14 protein-coding genes are annotated in these 12,998 nt (G+C 69.6%); 6 read left to right on the top strand and 8 right to left on the bottom strand.

Features of this window, described 5'->3' with window-relative positions:
• Positions 1-69: 69 nt before the first annotated feature.
• Positions 70-2,589, top strand: coding sequence for a LuxR C-terminal-related transcriptional regulator (locus FG99_RS26165; protein ID WP_043273138.1), 2,520 nt, complete (start codon positions 70-72; stop codon positions 2,587-2,589).
• 257 nt (positions 2,590-2,846) lie between these two features.
• Here the strand turns inward: FG99_RS26165 and FG99_RS26160 are convergent, their stop codons facing one another.
• The 3 genes from FG99_RS26160 to FG99_RS26150 form a co-directional block, all read right to left on the bottom strand.
• Positions 2,847-3,383, bottom strand: a complete 537-nt coding sequence (locus FG99_RS26160; protein ID WP_043273136.1) for a helix-turn-helix transcriptional regulator — start codon at positions 3,381-3,383, stop codon at positions 2,847-2,849.
• A gap of 4 nt (positions 3,384-3,387) precedes the next feature.
• Entirely contained in the window at positions 3,388-3,678 is a 291-nt protein-coding gene (locus FG99_RS26155; protein WP_043273381.1) for a hypothetical protein, read from the bottom strand.
• A gap of 67 nt (positions 3,679-3,745) precedes the next feature.
• Entirely contained in the window at positions 3,746-4,555 is an 810-nt protein-coding gene (locus FG99_RS26150; RefSeq protein ID WP_043273134.1) for a SirB1 family protein, read from the bottom strand.
• A 173-nt stretch (positions 4,556-4,728) separates the two neighbouring features.
• On the opposite strand from FG99_RS26150, the gene FG99_RS26145 reads away from it, so the two are divergent.
• Positions 4,729-5,757, top strand: a complete 1,029-nt coding sequence (locus tag FG99_RS26145) for a Glu/Leu/Phe/Val dehydrogenase family protein (RefSeq protein WP_043273133.1) — start codon at positions 4,729-4,731, stop codon at positions 5,755-5,757.
• A 285-nt stretch (positions 5,758-6,042) separates the two neighbouring features.
• Here the strand turns inward: FG99_RS26145 and FG99_RS26140 are convergent, their stop codons facing one another.
• Positions 6,043-6,300: a YebG family protein gene (locus FG99_RS26140; protein WP_009616064.1), complete on the bottom strand. Its 258-nt coding sequence runs from the start codon at positions 6,298-6,300 to the stop codon at positions 6,043-6,045.
• Between the two features lie 239 nt (positions 6,301-6,539).
• On the bottom strand, positions 6,540-6,818 hold the full coding sequence (locus tag FG99_RS26135; protein WP_024128466.1) for a DUF3509 domain-containing protein: 279 nt from the start codon (positions 6,816-6,818) through the stop codon (positions 6,540-6,542).
• 168 nt (positions 6,819-6,986) lie between these two features.
• Here FG99_RS26135 and FG99_RS26130 point away from each other — a divergent pair, with 168 nt between their 5' ends.
• The 4 genes from FG99_RS26130 (at position 6,987) to FG99_RS26115 (ending at position 10,815) form a co-directional block, all read left to right on the top strand.
• Positions 6,987-7,460 (top strand): phosphate-starvation-inducible protein PsiE, encoded by a 474-nt coding sequence (locus tag FG99_RS26130; RefSeq protein ID WP_043273132.1) that lies wholly within the window; start codon positions 6,987-6,989, stop codon positions 7,458-7,460.
• 86 nt (positions 7,461-7,546) lie between these two features.
• The gene (locus FG99_RS26125) at positions 7,547-8,518 is read left to right on the top strand and encodes an HlyD family secretion protein (protein WP_043273130.1); all 972 of its coding nucleotides are present in this window, start codon (positions 7,547-7,549) and stop codon (positions 8,516-8,518) included.
• Positions 8,500-9,672: an ABC transporter permease gene (locus tag FG99_RS26120; protein ID WP_043273128.1), complete on the top strand. Its 1,173-nt coding sequence runs from the start codon at positions 8,500-8,502 to the stop codon at positions 9,670-9,672. The genes FG99_RS26125 and FG99_RS26120 overlap by 19 nt, the downstream gene beginning before the upstream one ends.
• Before the next feature lie 9 nt (positions 9,673-9,681).
• Complete coding sequence (locus tag FG99_RS26115; RefSeq protein ID WP_043273126.1) at positions 9,682-10,815, top strand: ABC transporter permease; 1,134 nt, start codon at positions 9,682-9,684, stop codon at positions 10,813-10,815.
• Between the two features lie 279 nt (positions 10,816-11,094).
• Here FG99_RS26115 and FG99_RS26110 read toward each other — a convergent pair whose 3' ends face one another.
• From FG99_RS26110 to FG99_RS26100, 3 genes are all read right to left on the bottom strand, one after another.
• Complete coding sequence (locus FG99_RS26110; protein WP_009616070.1) at positions 11,095-11,343, bottom strand: hypothetical protein; 249 nt, start codon at positions 11,341-11,343, stop codon at positions 11,095-11,097.
• 31 nt (positions 11,344-11,374) lie between these two features.
• Positions 11,375-12,262 carry a TIGR01459 family HAD-type hydrolase gene (locus FG99_RS26105; protein ID WP_051879275.1) on the bottom strand — a complete coding sequence of 296 codons (888 nt, stop codon included), beginning with the start codon at positions 12,260-12,262 and terminating at the stop codon, positions 11,375-11,377.
• A 63-nt stretch (positions 12,263-12,325) separates the two neighbouring features.
• On the bottom strand, positions 12,326-12,997 hold the full coding sequence (locus FG99_RS26100) for a tyrosine-protein phosphatase (protein WP_043273125.1): 672 nt from the start codon (positions 12,995-12,997) through the stop codon (positions 12,326-12,328).
• Position 12,998 lies beyond the last annotated feature (1 nt).

Genomic DNA, 12,998 nt, shown 5'->3' with positions numbered 1-12,998 from the left:
GCTGATAGCCCTTCCCTGGGGCCCGACTGCTGACTAGTCTCGAACGTCAGAATCGGTCGGACCCCGCCCATGATCGACGCTGTCGCCACCCTCGCTTCGCTGCCCCGCCTGCCACCGCAGCATCTGCCGCGCGCACGCCTGCGCCAGGCCCTGCTGCACGAGGAACACCGCCTGCGCCTGCTGCTCGCGCCCCTGGGGCACGGCAAGACCGTGCTGCTGGGCGAATGCGCGCGCGCCGCCCCGGCGGGCACCCGCATCGCCTGGCTGGCGCTGGGCGGCGAGGCCCTCGACGCCGCGGCCCTGTGCCGGCGCCTGGGCGAGGCCCTGGGCCTGGGGCCGGTCGGCGAGGTCGAAGTGCTCGGCCGCCTGCGCGACTGCCGCGAGCCGCTGTGGATCATGCTCGACGACTACTCCCGCGAACCCGATGCCGCGCTGGACGCCTGCCTCGACCGCCTGCTGGCCCAGGCCTCGCCCTGGGTGTCCTGGTGGCTGGCCAGCCGGCGGCGCCCGGCGTGCAACCTGGCGCGCCTGCTGCTGGAGGGCGAACTGCTGGAGCTGGGCGCGGCGGAACTGGGCTTCGACGCCGCCGAGCTGGAAGCCTTCCTGCTGCGCAACGGCCGCGACTGGCCGGAGGAACTGCGCCTGGCGCTGCTGGAGCAGACCGACGGCTGGTGCGCCGGCATCCGCCTGCGCCTGCTCGGCTGGCCGGCCGAGGCGGGCACGCCCTCGCCCGGGCAACTGGCCGAGGCCGGCCGGCCGCTGCTGCGCGAATACCTGCAGCGGGAAATCCTCGACGCCCTGCCGGCGCCGCTGGCGGAGGTGCTCTGCGACCTGGCGCGGCTCACCCGCTGCTGCACCTCCCTGGCCGAATACCTCTTCGAGGAGCAGCCCGGCGTTCTCGAGGCCCTGCTCGAACGCGGCGTCGGCCTGCAGCGCGAGGAGGGCGCCGGCGCCTGGTACCGCCTGCCGCCGCTGCTGGCCGACGAACTCGCCGACATGGGCCACGGCTCGCCCTGCAGCCTGCACCGCCGGGCCTGCCAGTGGTACAACCAGCAGGGCGACATCCACGCCGCCTTCGAACACTCAGTGCGCGCCGAGCAACCCGACGTCGCCGCCAGCCTGCTGCAGCGCCTGACCGAAGAACAACTGCTGCAAGGACACAACGTGGCGCGGGTGCTGCGCTTGCGCGAGGAACTGCCGCAAGAGCTGCTGGCGAGCACGCCGCGGCTGTTGATCCTCAATGCCTGGGCACTGCTCTTCGGCGGGCGCCTGGACGAAGTCGAGGCGCAGCTGGCGGCCTTCTCGCGCTTCCTGCCGCTGCCCGGCGAGGCGCGCCAGCGGGCACTGGTGGCACAGTGGCTGGGCCTGGCCGGCATGCTCGCCCACGCCCGTGGCCGCCGCGAGGCCGCGCCGCTGCTACAGGCCGCCCTGGACGACCTGCCGGACGAAGCCTGGGCGCAGCGCCTGATCAGCCTGTCCGCGCTCAGCCAACTGGCGCTGATCGACGGCCGCCTGGACGAGGCCCGCCTGCTCAACCGCGATGCCCTGAAGCTGGCCCGCGCCCGCGGCAGCGCCATCTTCGAGGCCTACCTGGAGATCGACCACGCCTACCTGCTGGCCCAGCGCGGCGAGCTGCCGCGCGCCGAAGCCCTGCTGCGGCGCATGCTCGACACCCTGGCCGAACGGCACCAGAGCGGCTGCCCGGTGGCCTGCCGCGCGCAGTTGCGCCTGGGCTGGGCGTGCTACCACCAGGGCCGCCCGGCCGAGGCGCGCCAGCTGATGCAGGACGGCCTGCGCGGCGCGCAGCGCAACCTCGACCCCTGCGCCCTGTACGGCTACATCGGCCTGGCGATGCTGGATGCGCGCCAGGGCCAGTTCGACGTGGCGTTCAACCGCCTGCTCGAAGCCGAGCGACAGATGCAACTGCAGCACATCCCCGAAGCGGTCTACCGCGGCCCGCTGCTGCTGGCCGGCGGCACCCTCGGCCTGCGCCAGGGGCGGACCGCCCAGGCCCGGGAGATCTTCACCCGGGTGCTGAGCCGCTACCGCGAGGAAGGCCGCAGCGCGCCGGCCTCGGCGGTCGACCTGCTGCTGCGGGTGGAATGCCAGCTGGCCATGGCGGATATCCAGGACGGCCAGGCGCAACGGGCGCTGGAGCGCTTGTCGAACCTGCTGGCGGAAATGCAGCGGCAGGGGCGCATGGCCCTGGTCTGCGAGGTCCTGCTGGGGCTGGCGCTGGCCCATGCCGCCGCCGGCGCCGACGAACAGGCCCGCGACTGCTGGCAGGAAGGCCTGGAACTGGCCCGCCGCCACGGCCTGGAAGCGATACTGGAAGACGCCCGCCAGCGCCTGCCGGAACGCTTGGCCGAGCAGGCCGGCGAACGCCCGGCGCCGCTGCTCAGCCTGCGCGAACTGTCGGTGCTGGAACTGATCGCCCGCGGCTGCTCCAACCTGGAGATCGGCGAGCGCCTGTTCATCTCCCTGCACACCGTGAAAACCCACGCCCGGCGCATCAACGGCAAGCTCGGCGTCGAACGCCGCACCCAGGCCGTGGCCCGGGCCAAGGAGCTGGGGCTGCTCAAAGCCTGATGCCCTGGAGGCCCTTGCCGGCTGAGCCGAGGTGCTTTTCGTAGGATGGGTTGAGCTTGCGAAACCCATGCGGTTGCTCTGATGGGTATCGCTTCGCTCAACGCCATCCTACGGGGCGTCGTGTATGCCGGAGGGTAGGGGGGGTGGGCTCAGGCGTGTTTTCGTAGGATGGGTGGAGCGAAGCGATACCCATCGCGCTGGTACGCCCAAATGTCGTAGGGCGAATAACGCGAAGCGTTATCCGCCGTTATCTCGGGCTAGAGGTCGAGGGAGCCCGGCAGACCGTGGCTCAACGCCTGCCTGCCGAAAACCTTGTTGGCGAGCAGCGCGGCGTTGATGGCCTCGGCCACGGTGGCCAGTTCGATTTCTTCCGGGGCGATGCGCATGATGCTGCTGCTGGAAAGGAACTTGAGTATGTCGGCCAGGTGCCAGATGAGCGTCGAGCCGCCATGGGCCGGGACCGGGAAAGTGCCCTGGTACTTGTTCCTGAGCTTGAGCATGTATTGCCGGGAAACGCTGAGCTTGCTGGCGACATCGCTCAGGCCCACGTAGTCGGGGGAGACCTCCACCAGCGAGGCGCCCGGGATGGCCCGCTGCACATCCTTGATGGCGGAAACGATGGCGACTTCTGCGCTGCTCGCTTCACGGATGAAGTCCAGGCCGAGCAGGCCTGGGATGCCCGTGCCCACGAGCGCGTCGGTGCAACCTTCGGCCCCCAGGCGCTCGACGATCTCGTCGAACTGCTCGTCGGTCTGTGCGTCGATCTTGAACTTGAGGGTGAATTCGAAATCCATCGCTTCAGGTCTCGGAAGAATCTGTTGCCGATTCGGCCTCTTTCGCTGTTTCCGTCATCCCGCCGCTGCAGTTGTCCACCACCCGGCGGACCTGCCTGGCATGGTTGCCGGGGTTTTTGGGCGTGCTCCAGATGCTCGTCGTGCAATGAATGCCGCAGCGGCAATCGTTGGAGTTGAAGGGGCAGCGCAACTTGCCCCAGGCATGGCCGCCGCCCTCGATGATCGTCCAGCCTGCGCTTTCCGCATATTGCAGCGCCTTTTCCACTTCCTTGTCGGGATGCTTCTTGCGAGGCATTGACTTCTCCAGCCTAGGAAAGAACATGCGAGTTGTCAACTGACAACCTTTTCGGGCGCTCGTTTTCTCAATGCAACGCCTTCTTCTGCACCGCTATCGCCTCGATGCGCTGGCCCAGGCGCAGTTGCTCGGCCGGGTCGTCGCTGAGCAGCAGGGCGCGCTCCAGGTCGTAGCGTTCGGCCTGGGGGCATTCCAGTTGGTGGTAGAGGTCGGCGCGGGCCAGGTGGTCGGCGGCGCTGGCGGCGCCCAGTTCCAGTACGCGCTGGGCGTCCTTCAGGGCCGCCAGGTGGTCGCCGGCGGCCTGGTGCAGCTGGCGCAGGTTGCGCGACAGGCGCTGGAGCATCTCGCGTGGCTCGGCGTTGCGCAGGAAGGCGGCGCTCAGCTCCACGTTCGGGCCCAGGTGGCGGGCCAGCAGGTCGCGGCAGTCGCGGGGGTAGAGGCGGCGGCCGGTGGCGGGGTCGAGCAGGTGGTCGGCGCCGGGCACGCGCAGCAGGAAGCGCGCGGGGAAGTTCACCCCCTGCAGGGCGATGCCCTGGCGGCGCGCCAGCTCCAGGGCGATCAGCGCCAGCGACAGCGGTTGCCCGCGGCGGCGCTGCAGCACCTGGGGCAGCAGGGCGGCGCGGGCCGGCAGGGGCACGTCGTCGTCCTCGGCGAAGCCCAGCTCGTTCAGCCGGCGCAGCAGCAACTGGGCCCGTTCGATGTCGCCGGCGGCCACGGGCAGCGTCGCCTGCAGTTGCCGCTGCAGGTCGTCGAGCACGCGCAGGGCCTGCTCGGGCGGCAGGTGCGGCTCGTGCTCGGCGGCTATCCACAGGGCCGCCTCGAACAGCGCTGGTGGCTCCTGGGCTAGGCAGGCGAGGCAGGCTTGGCGCGGGTCCATGGCGTTCTCCGGCTGATACTGCGTTTTACCCGCAGCGCCGGGGCGCCGTCCAGAGCCGCCGCGGCTGGTCGTCGGCGCCGCCGCTGGCCCGCGGCGCCTCTGCCTATACTGAAGGGGCCGGCCGCGGCAGGCGCCGCCGGCCGACCCTCACGCGCCAGCAAGGGAGCGCCGCCATGTTCGACATGATGGAAGCCACCCGGCTAGAGAAACTGCACCTCGCCTACGACCCGGCCACCGGGCTGCGGGCCGTCATCGCCATCCACAGCACCCGCCTGGGCCCGGCCCTGGGCGGCTGTCGCTACCTGCCTTATCCCAACGACGAGGCGGCCCTGCGCGACGCTGCGCGCCTGGCCCAGGGCATGAGCTACAAGGCCGCCCTGGCCGGCCTGCGCCAGGGCGGCGGCAAGGCGGTGATCCTGCGCGCGCCCCATGTGGACAACCGCGGCGCGCTGTTCGAAGCCTTCGGCCGCTTCATCGAAAGCCTCGGCGGGGCCTACGTCACCGCGGTGGACAGCGGCACCTCCAGCGCCGACATGGACTGCATCGCCCAGCACACCGACCACGTCACCAGCACCACCCGCGGCGGCGATCCCTCGCCACACACCGCGCTGGGCGTGTTCGCCGGCATCCGCGCCAGCGCCCAGGCGCGCCTGGGCAGCGACGACCTGGAAGACCTGCGCATCGCCGTGCAGGGGCTGGGCCACGTGGGCTACGCCCTGTGCGAACACCTGCATGCCGCCGGCGCCGAACTGCTGGTCAGCGACCTGGACCCGGGCAAGGTGCAACTGGCCGTCGACCAGTTCGGCGCCCAGCCCATCGCCAACGAGGCGCTGCTGACCACGCCCTGCGACATCCTTGCACCCTGCGGCCTGGGCGGGGTGCTCAGCTCGCCGGTGGTGGCGCAGCTGCGTTGCGCGGTGGTGGCCGGCGCGGCGAACAACCAGCTGGCGCACCCGGACGTGGCCGACGAGCTGGAAGCCCGCGGCATCCTCTATGCGCCGGACTACGTGATCAATTCCGGCGGGCTTATCTACGTCGCCCTGCAGCACCAGGGCCAGGAGCTGCCGGCGATCACCGCGCACCTGGCGCAGATCGGCAACCGCCTCACCGAGGTGTTCGCCCACGCCCAGGCCGACCACCGCTCGCCGGCGCGGGTGGCGGACATGCTTGCAGAGCGGATTCTCTACGGACATGGGGGATGACAGGCTGCCGGGGGCATTGGGATAGACGCCCTGTAGGAGCGCGCCCTGCGCGCGATTTCGCGGGCAGGGCCCGCTCCTACAGGGGGATACCGAAGGTGGGGCAGCGTAGGAGCGGATCTTATCCGCGAATCGCGCCGGGGCGTCTGGCCATCGCGGACAAGGTCCGCTCCTACAGCATGAGCGAGCATGGCTCTTCGTAGGATGGTGTTGAGCGAAGCGATACCCATCACCGCAACCGCATGGGTTTCGCAAGCTCAACCCATCCTACGCAGAGCACCGCGCCGCTCATTCCCCTTCGGCAAACAACTCGCCAAGGGCGTCGGGCTGGTTCTTGAAGGCGCGGGCGAAGGTGTCGCGGTGGCGGGCCATGAAGATGCCCACTTCCTCCACCTGCTCCTCGTTCAGCGAGGGCACCGCCTTGTGCAGGACGGCGGCGAGGTTCTCCGCCAGTTCGAGCATCTTGTCGTGCCGGTCGGCTTCTGCCTTATCCATGAACAGGCGCTCCGGATCGCGGCTGCTGCGGTACACCACTTCGACGGCCATTCATCACCTCGTATGCCTTCTTGCTGTCTGGGGGAGTAAATACTGTTTATTTATACAGTTAAGCATAAGGCAATCGCCCGGCCCCTGGGAAGAGGGAAATCGCAGAAGGCCAGTATGGCCGGCGAACCGCTTCGGGGCACGCGGGGCCATGGCAGGGCATGCGACAAGTTGGCGCGGGGCTGGTGGATGGCGCGCGGCGGCGGCGCCCGGCAGACTGGCCGGGCGCGCGAGGGGAAGGCTCAGGAGGCGATGCGCAGGGCGCGGCCGGCGGTCATGTCCGCCAGCAGGCGCGGGGCGCTGTCGCCCTGCTCGATGGCGATGCCGAAGCGGATGCTCTGGATCAGGCGTTGCAGCTGTTCGGCGTCCTGCAGCTGGGCGTTGCGGATGAGCCGCTTGGCCGCCACGCCGGCTTCGGTGGAAAGCGTCAGCACGATGCTGCCGTCCGGCCGTTCGAGGCTGAAATTGACCCGGAACTGGGCCTGGAATGCATCGGTGAGTACCTGGAAGGGGCTTTCCATCTTCGATCCTGCCTGCGTGGTGGCGTGACCCTTCATGGACTGGAAGGCGTCAGCAAAGTTCGCATTCATATTGCCGCAGCCTCGGCAGGCTATTGCTGCCCAGGGTCAGTGGCGTGTGTCTTGCACGTACCAAGCCAACAATCGCTTTATCGAACCGGGAGTCGACGGATGAAACTGCAATGGGCCGAACGCATGCGCCAGCAGATGCACGGAATGGCCGAGTCGCTGGGCAACCTGCTGGTGGAGGGCTTCCACTACCTGGCGCTGTTCGCCATCGGCGGCACCGTGTTCTGGTCGGCGGCGGTGGCCTTCGTCGAGATGTTCGAGAAGGGCCACGCGAGCATCGACGACATCCTGCTGCTGTTCATCTACCTCGAACTGGGCGCCATGGTCGGCATCTACTTCAAGACCAACCACATGCCGGTGCGCTTCCTGATCTACGTGGCGATGACCGCGCTGACGCGCCTGATGATCGCCGACATCCAGCACAACCACGTGCCCGACGACGGCATCATCCTGGTCTCGTTGGCCCTGTTGCTGCTGGCCCTGGCGATCCTGGTGGTGCGCTACGCCTCCTCGCGCTTCCCCTCGGCGCCGTCGGGCAAGGGCGAGCAGGCGCTGCTGCAGGACGACGAGCGCTGACGGCGCTTCGAGCAGCAATGGCCCCCTTGGCGGCCGCGATGCACTAACATCGGAATAATTCGCGCCGCCGAGGGAAGACCCGCACGATGAAGGGCTGGAAGCTGTTCGCACCCCTGCTGCTCCTGGTAATCATCTCCATCACCCTGTACCTGCGTCTGCACACCCAGCCCTTGCTGCTGCAAGGCGAGGCGGACGCCACCGAAGTCATAGTCGCCTCCAAGGCCAAGGGCCGCGTCGAGACGCTGCACGTGCGGCGTGGCGACGACGTGCAGAAGGGCCAACTGTTGATAAGCCTGAGCAGCCCGGAGCTGCAGGCCCAGCTGGACTCCCTGCGCGCCGGGCGCAGCCAGGCCCAGGCGCAGCTCGACGAATCCCTGCACGGCACCCGCGAGGAAACCCTGCGCGCCCTCCAGGCCAGCCTGCAGCAGGCCCAGGCCGAGCTGCGCAACGCCGAGCTGGACTTCCAGCGCAACGAGGAACTGGCCGGCCGCGGCTTCGTCTCCCAGGCCCAGCTCGACACCACCCGGCGCGCCCGCGACGTGGCGCGCAACCAGGTGGCCGAGGCCCAGGCCAACCTCGACCAGGGCCAGCGCGGCGACCGCGAGGAAGTGCGCCAGGCGCTGCAGGCCGCGGTGCGCCGCGCCGACGCGCAGATCGCCGAACTGCAGGCGCAGACCGACGACCTGGCCGTGCTCGCCCCGGTGGACGGCGAGGTCGGGCCCATCCCGGCGGAGGAGGGCGAGCTGATCAACGCCTACAGCCCGCTGCTGACCCTGGTGCGGCTGTCCGACAGCTACCTGGTGTTCAACCTGCGCGAGGACATCCTCGCCAAGGTGCGCAAGGGCGACAAGGTGAAGCTGCGCATCCCGGCGCTGGGAGACGCCGAGGTGGAGGCCGAGGTGCGCTACATCGCCCCGCTGGGCGACTTCGCCACTAAGCGCGCCACCCGCGCCACCGGCGACTTCGACCTGAAGACCTTCGAGGTTCGCCTGTACCCGCTGCAACCTGTGCAGGGCCTGCGTCCGGGGATGAGCGCGCTGTGGCAATGGCAGCAATAAGGCGCAACCTGCTGCGCTTCGCCCAGGCGTTCAACACCGAGACGCGCATCGCCGTGCGCAGCTGGACCATCCACTGGCTCGGCTGGCTGTGGCCGCTGCTGCTGTTCACCCTGATCAGCGGCATCTACCAGGCCGGCACCCTGCTGGACATGCCGGTGGCGGTGGTCGACGCCGACCACAGCCACCTGTCGCGGCGCGTGGTGCGCGAGCTGGACGCCGGTTCCCACGCCCAGGTCGAGGTGCTCGGCGGCGGCCTGCAGGAAGGCCTGCGGCGCCTGCGCGCGGCCGACGACTATGCACTGCTGTACATCCCCCGCGATTTCGAGGCCGATGCCCTGGCCGGGCGCCAGCCGCGCGCGGTGCTCTATTACAACTCGCTGTTCTATTCCGCCGGCTTCTATTCCACCCAGGACTTCAGCGGCCTGGTCGCCGGCGTCAACCAGGACCTGCGCCCCTACCTGGCCGCCGGCGCGGGCACCCCGCTGCCGAAGCTGGCGAGCATCAGCGTGGCCTACGAGAGCCTGTTCAACGCCAGCGGCAACTACATCTACTACCAGCAGTTCGCTGCCATCGTGCACCTGCTGCAGTTGTTCGTGATAGTCGCCACCGTCCACGTGCTGGCCCGCGAGGCCCCGGAGCTGCGCGCCTCCTCGCCGCACATCCTGCGCGCCCGGGCGCTGGGCGTGCGCCTGCTGGGCAAGCTGGCGCCCTACACCCTGCTGTTCAGCGCGCTGCTGATGCTGGAGCTGTTCCTGCTGGTGACGCTCAACGGCGCGAAGATCAACGGCAGCCCGCTGTGGATGCTGGCGATTACCGTGTGCTACGTGATGGCCGCGCAGAGCGTCGGCCTGGTGCTGTTCATCTTCACCGCCAACCGCTTCAGCGCCTACTCGCTGATCGGCCTGCTGATCGGCGTGGCGCAGACCTATTCCGGGGTGCTGCTGCCGGACCTGGCGATGCCCGAGATCGCCCGCTTCATCAGCCTGGCCGAGCCGTTGACGCACACCCTGCACGGCCTGTTCGACCAGTTCCTGCGCCAGGCCCCGCCGGAGTCCGGGCTGTACGCCTGCTGCCGGCTGCTGGTCTACCCGCTGCTGGCCTACATGATCGCCAAGCTGCGCCTGCGCCGGCGCCTCGACCTGAGCCCGGCCTGAGGAGGCGCCATGGAGAACTTCTGGAGCGTCCTCAGGCTGACCCTGAAGAACATGCTGGGCAAGCCGCTGTGGCTGCTGACCGTGCTGTCGGTGGCGCTGACCACCTTGCCCTACGCCCACCGCACCATGGACGACCTGCCGGTGGCGGTGATCGACATGGACCACAGCGCCGCCTCCCGCGAGCTGATCCGCCTGCTCGACGCCGCGCCCAAGATCGCCGTGCGCAGCTACAGCGAGCTGCCCACGGCGCAGCACGACCTGGCCTGGCGCCGGCTGTTCGGCATCGTCATCCTCCCGGTGGACTTCGAAAAGCGCGTGCTGCGCGGCGAGGCGGTGAGCGTGCCGATCTTCGGCGACGCCACCAACCGCATGGCCAACGGGCAGATCCAGCAGGACATCAGCGCCACCTACAACGAGCTGACGCTGCGCTACAACGCCCACCTGCTGCTGCACAACGGCTTCAGCGCGAGCCAGGCCGAGGTGCTGCTGAGCCCGGTGGCGGGCCAGCTGACCGACCTGTTCAACCCCGGCACCAGCTTCGCCGCCATCGTCCTGCCGGGGCTGGTGACGCTGATCCTGCAGCACAGCCTGCTGCTGTCCTGCACCCGGGTGAACCTCAACCTGCGCGGCGGCACCCCGCGCTCGCTGCGCCAGCCGCCGTCCACGCGCTTCGGCCGCTACGCCGCGCAGTTGCTGATCTGGACGGTGCTGGCCATGCTCTTCTACGTGATCTGGCCGTGGATCATGGGCTACCGGCAGACCGCCTCGTTCTTCATGCTCATGGGCCTGGTGCTGCCCTTCCTGCTGGCGGTGATCGCCCTGAGCGAATTCCTCGCCGAGCTGCTGCCCTCGGAAGAGGCGGTGTACCTGACCATGACCTTCATCACCCTGCCGCTGTTCTACATGGCCGGCTTCACCTGGCCGCCCCAGGCCATGCCGCAGTGGGTGCAGTGGCTGGCCAACGGCATCCCCTCCACCTGGGCGATCCGCGCGGTGGTGGAGATGAACCAGATGAACCTGCCGCTCTCGGCGGTTTCCGACCGCATCCTGGTGCTGCTGGGCATGGCCGCCGCCTACGGCCTGCTGGGCACGCTGATCTACCAGTTCCGCAACTGGCGCTGGGACCAGCTCAAGGGTTGGTGAGCCCCGAAGCGCTCTTGCTCGCTCCTACGAGAAGCCGTGCCTGCCCGCGGGAGCGGATCTCGCTGTGGCCATGGCGATGGGTATCGCTTCGCTCGACCCATCCTACGGGGCTCCGATCCTGACCGTGAAGCCGGGCATGGGCTTGGGCGTATCGGCGTATAACCGCGAACGGTTATACGCCCTACGCCATGGCTGGGTGTTGCGTAGGGCGCATAACGCCTACGGCGTTATCCGCCGTTTGACCTTGGCCCCCGGCCGCTGCGGATTCGAACCCGGAGCTCAGGCATCGCGCCCCTTGCGCCGGTTCTTGTAACTGCCGCGGATGTTCATCGCCGCCAGGCACAGTTGCAGCAGCACCAGGGCGTAGGCCTTGGCCGGCAGGCCCCAGGCTATCCACAGGGCGTTGCTGGCCAGGAAGGTCCAGAAGCCGAGCTTGCGCCGCCGGCGCTCGCGGGAGCCGACCAGCCAGGCGGCCAGTACCGTGACCAGCATCGCCGGCCATTGCAGCAGGTCGAGGAGTTCGTGCATGGGGCGGTTTCCCGCGGCTGTCGTCCTGACTTCAGACCAACCCGGGCGCCGCGAAGTGCGGTCGGACTGCGTAGCCGTCGAGCAGCGCCTGCACCTTGTCGGCGTCCAGCTCGCCGTTGAAGGGCACGCCCAGGGCCTGGCGGTGGATGCCGGTGGCGGCCAGCCAGAGGGTGTCGATGCGCGCGGCCAGGGCGCCGGGCACGTCGGTCACCAGGGAGTCGCCGACGAACAGGATGTTCTGCGCCCCGCGCGCCTGCAGCTGCCGCTCGGCGATGCGGAAGGCCGCCGGGTCCGGCTTGCCGAACCAGCGCACCTGGCCGCCTTCCTCGGCGAAGGCTTCGGCCAGGCGGCCGGCGCCGAACACCGTGCGCCCGGCGGAGACCACCACGCGGTCCGGGTTGGCGCAGAGGAAGGGCAGCTCCAGGGCCTGGCGCAGCGGTTCGAAGCGCGCCTCCAGCTCGTCCTGGGGGAAGCTGCCGACGCCGAGGATCAGCGTGGCCTTGTGGATATCCGTGCCGAAGCGCTCGCGGATGTGCGCCGGCCAGGTGCCCAGGGCGTCGGCCACGCCGGCGATGCAGATGCCGCCGCGCTGCAGCTGGGCGTCGTGCTCGATGGCGTCGATGGTCAGTTGCCCGGAGGTGGTGATGCCCGCGTACAGCTCCCGCGGCACGCCCAGGCTTTCCAGGGTGTCGGCCATTTCCACGACGCTGCGCGAGGCGTTGCTGAGAAACCACACCGGGCGGCCCTCGGCGGCGCGGCGGCGGAGCCAGGCGAGGGCGCCGGGGAACGCCTCGGCGCCGTCGATCAGCACGCCCCAGAGGTCGAGGAGGAAGCCGTCGTAGCCGGCGCAGAAGGCATCCAGGCCGGCGTGGTCGATGAGGCGGGTGTGGGTGACGGCGCTGAAGCGTGGGGAGGTCATGGCAAGCCTGTCGCGGGGGAAAAGCCCCAGCCTAGCGCACCGCGGGCAGGCGGGTGAATGCTTTCAGCTGGCCGGGCGGGCCTGGGCGACGCTTTCCGGCGCCGGGGCCACCGGCACCTCCACCAGACCGCGCAGGTGACACAGGCTGAACGGGCTGGGGCTGCAGCGGCCCTCGGCCATGGCCTGGCGGATGGCGTCGACGTCGGCGTTCTGCACGTAGTGGATGGCGTCGGCCATGTCGTCGGCGCTGCCGAAGCCGCCCTCGCGCATTTCCTTGAGCGCGTCTTCCTTGCTCCAGCCCTGGACCACCGTGCGGTACATGGCGGAGAACAGCCCGGTGCGGTCGCTGCCGTGCTTGCAGTGCATCAGCACCGGGCCCTGCTGCTGGGCGGCCTGCAGCAGGTTGAGCACGCGGATGACGTCGGCGTCGTCGACGCGGTCGGCGTGGGTCGGGAAGCTGAGGATCTGCAGCGGTGCGGCGCCGGTCCAGGCCTTGTCGTCGTCCTTGATGAAGCTCAGCACCGTGTGTACGCCGAGCTGCTGCAGCAGCGGCAGGTCCTGGCCGTCGGGCAGGGCGCTGCGGTAGAGGCTGGGCGACATGCGATAGAGGTTGAACGACTTGTCCACCGGCTGCGCCCAGGCGGTGGGGCGCTCTTCGGCGTGGACCGCTGCGGTGACCAGGGCGAGGGCGAGCAGACAATGGCGCAGGACGGAAAAGGGCAGGGCGGGGCGCATG

The sequence above is a fragment of the Pseudomonas sp. AAC genome, assembly GCF_000725445.1.
GTDB classification, from domain to species: domain Bacteria; phylum Pseudomonadota; class Gammaproteobacteria; order Pseudomonadales; family Pseudomonadaceae; genus Pseudomonas; species Pseudomonas citronellolis.
This window is presented reverse-complemented; position numbering and strand designations above follow the sequence as displayed.

Excerpts from the sequence above, each read along its gene's own strand:
- FG99_RS26130 (WP_043273132.1), top strand. The coding sequence starts at position 6,987 with ATGAAACTGCAATGGGCCGAACGCATGCGCCAGCAGATGCACGGAATG.
- FG99_RS26105 (WP_051879275.1), bottom strand. The coding sequence starts at position 12,262 with ATGACCTCCCCACGCTTCAGCGCCGTCACCCACACCCGCCTCATCGAC.
- FG99_RS26150 (WP_043273134.1), bottom strand. The coding sequence starts at position 4,555 with ATGGACCCGCGCCAAGCCTGCCTCGCCTGCCTAGCCCAGGAGCCACCA.
- FG99_RS26145 (WP_043273133.1), top strand. The coding sequence starts at position 4,729 with ATGTTCGACATGATGGAAGCCACCCGGCTAGAGAAACTGCACCTCGCC.
- FG99_RS26135 (WP_024128466.1), bottom strand. The coding sequence starts at position 6,818 with ATGGAAAGCCCCTTCCAGGTACTCACCGATGCATTCCAGGCCCAGTTC.
- FG99_RS26125 (WP_043273130.1), top strand. The coding sequence starts at position 7,547 with ATGAAGGGCTGGAAGCTGTTCGCACCCCTGCTGCTCCTGGTAATCATC.
- FG99_RS26140 (WP_009616064.1), bottom strand. The coding sequence starts at position 6,300 with ATGGCCGTCGAAGTGGTGTACCGCAGCAGCCGCGATCCGGAGCGCCTG.
- FG99_RS26100 (WP_043273125.1), bottom strand. The coding sequence starts at position 12,997 with ATGCGCCCCGCCCTGCCCTTTTCCGTCCTGCGCCATTGTCTGCTCGCC.
- FG99_RS26165 (WP_043273138.1), top strand. The coding sequence starts at position 70 with ATGATCGACGCTGTCGCCACCCTCGCTTCGCTGCCCCGCCTGCCACCG.
- FG99_RS26110 (WP_009616070.1), bottom strand. The coding sequence starts at position 11,343 with ATGCACGAACTCCTCGACCTGCTGCAATGGCCGGCGATGCTGGTCACG.
- FG99_RS26155 (WP_043273381.1), bottom strand. The coding sequence starts at position 3,678 with ATGCCTCGCAAGAAGCATCCCGACAAGGAAGTGGAAAAGGCGCTGCAA.
- FG99_RS26160 (WP_043273136.1), bottom strand. The coding sequence starts at position 3,383 with ATGGATTTCGAATTCACCCTCAAGTTCAAGATCGACGCACAGACCGAC.
- FG99_RS26115 (WP_043273126.1), top strand. The coding sequence starts at position 9,682 with ATGGAGAACTTCTGGAGCGTCCTCAGGCTGACCCTGAAGAACATGCTG.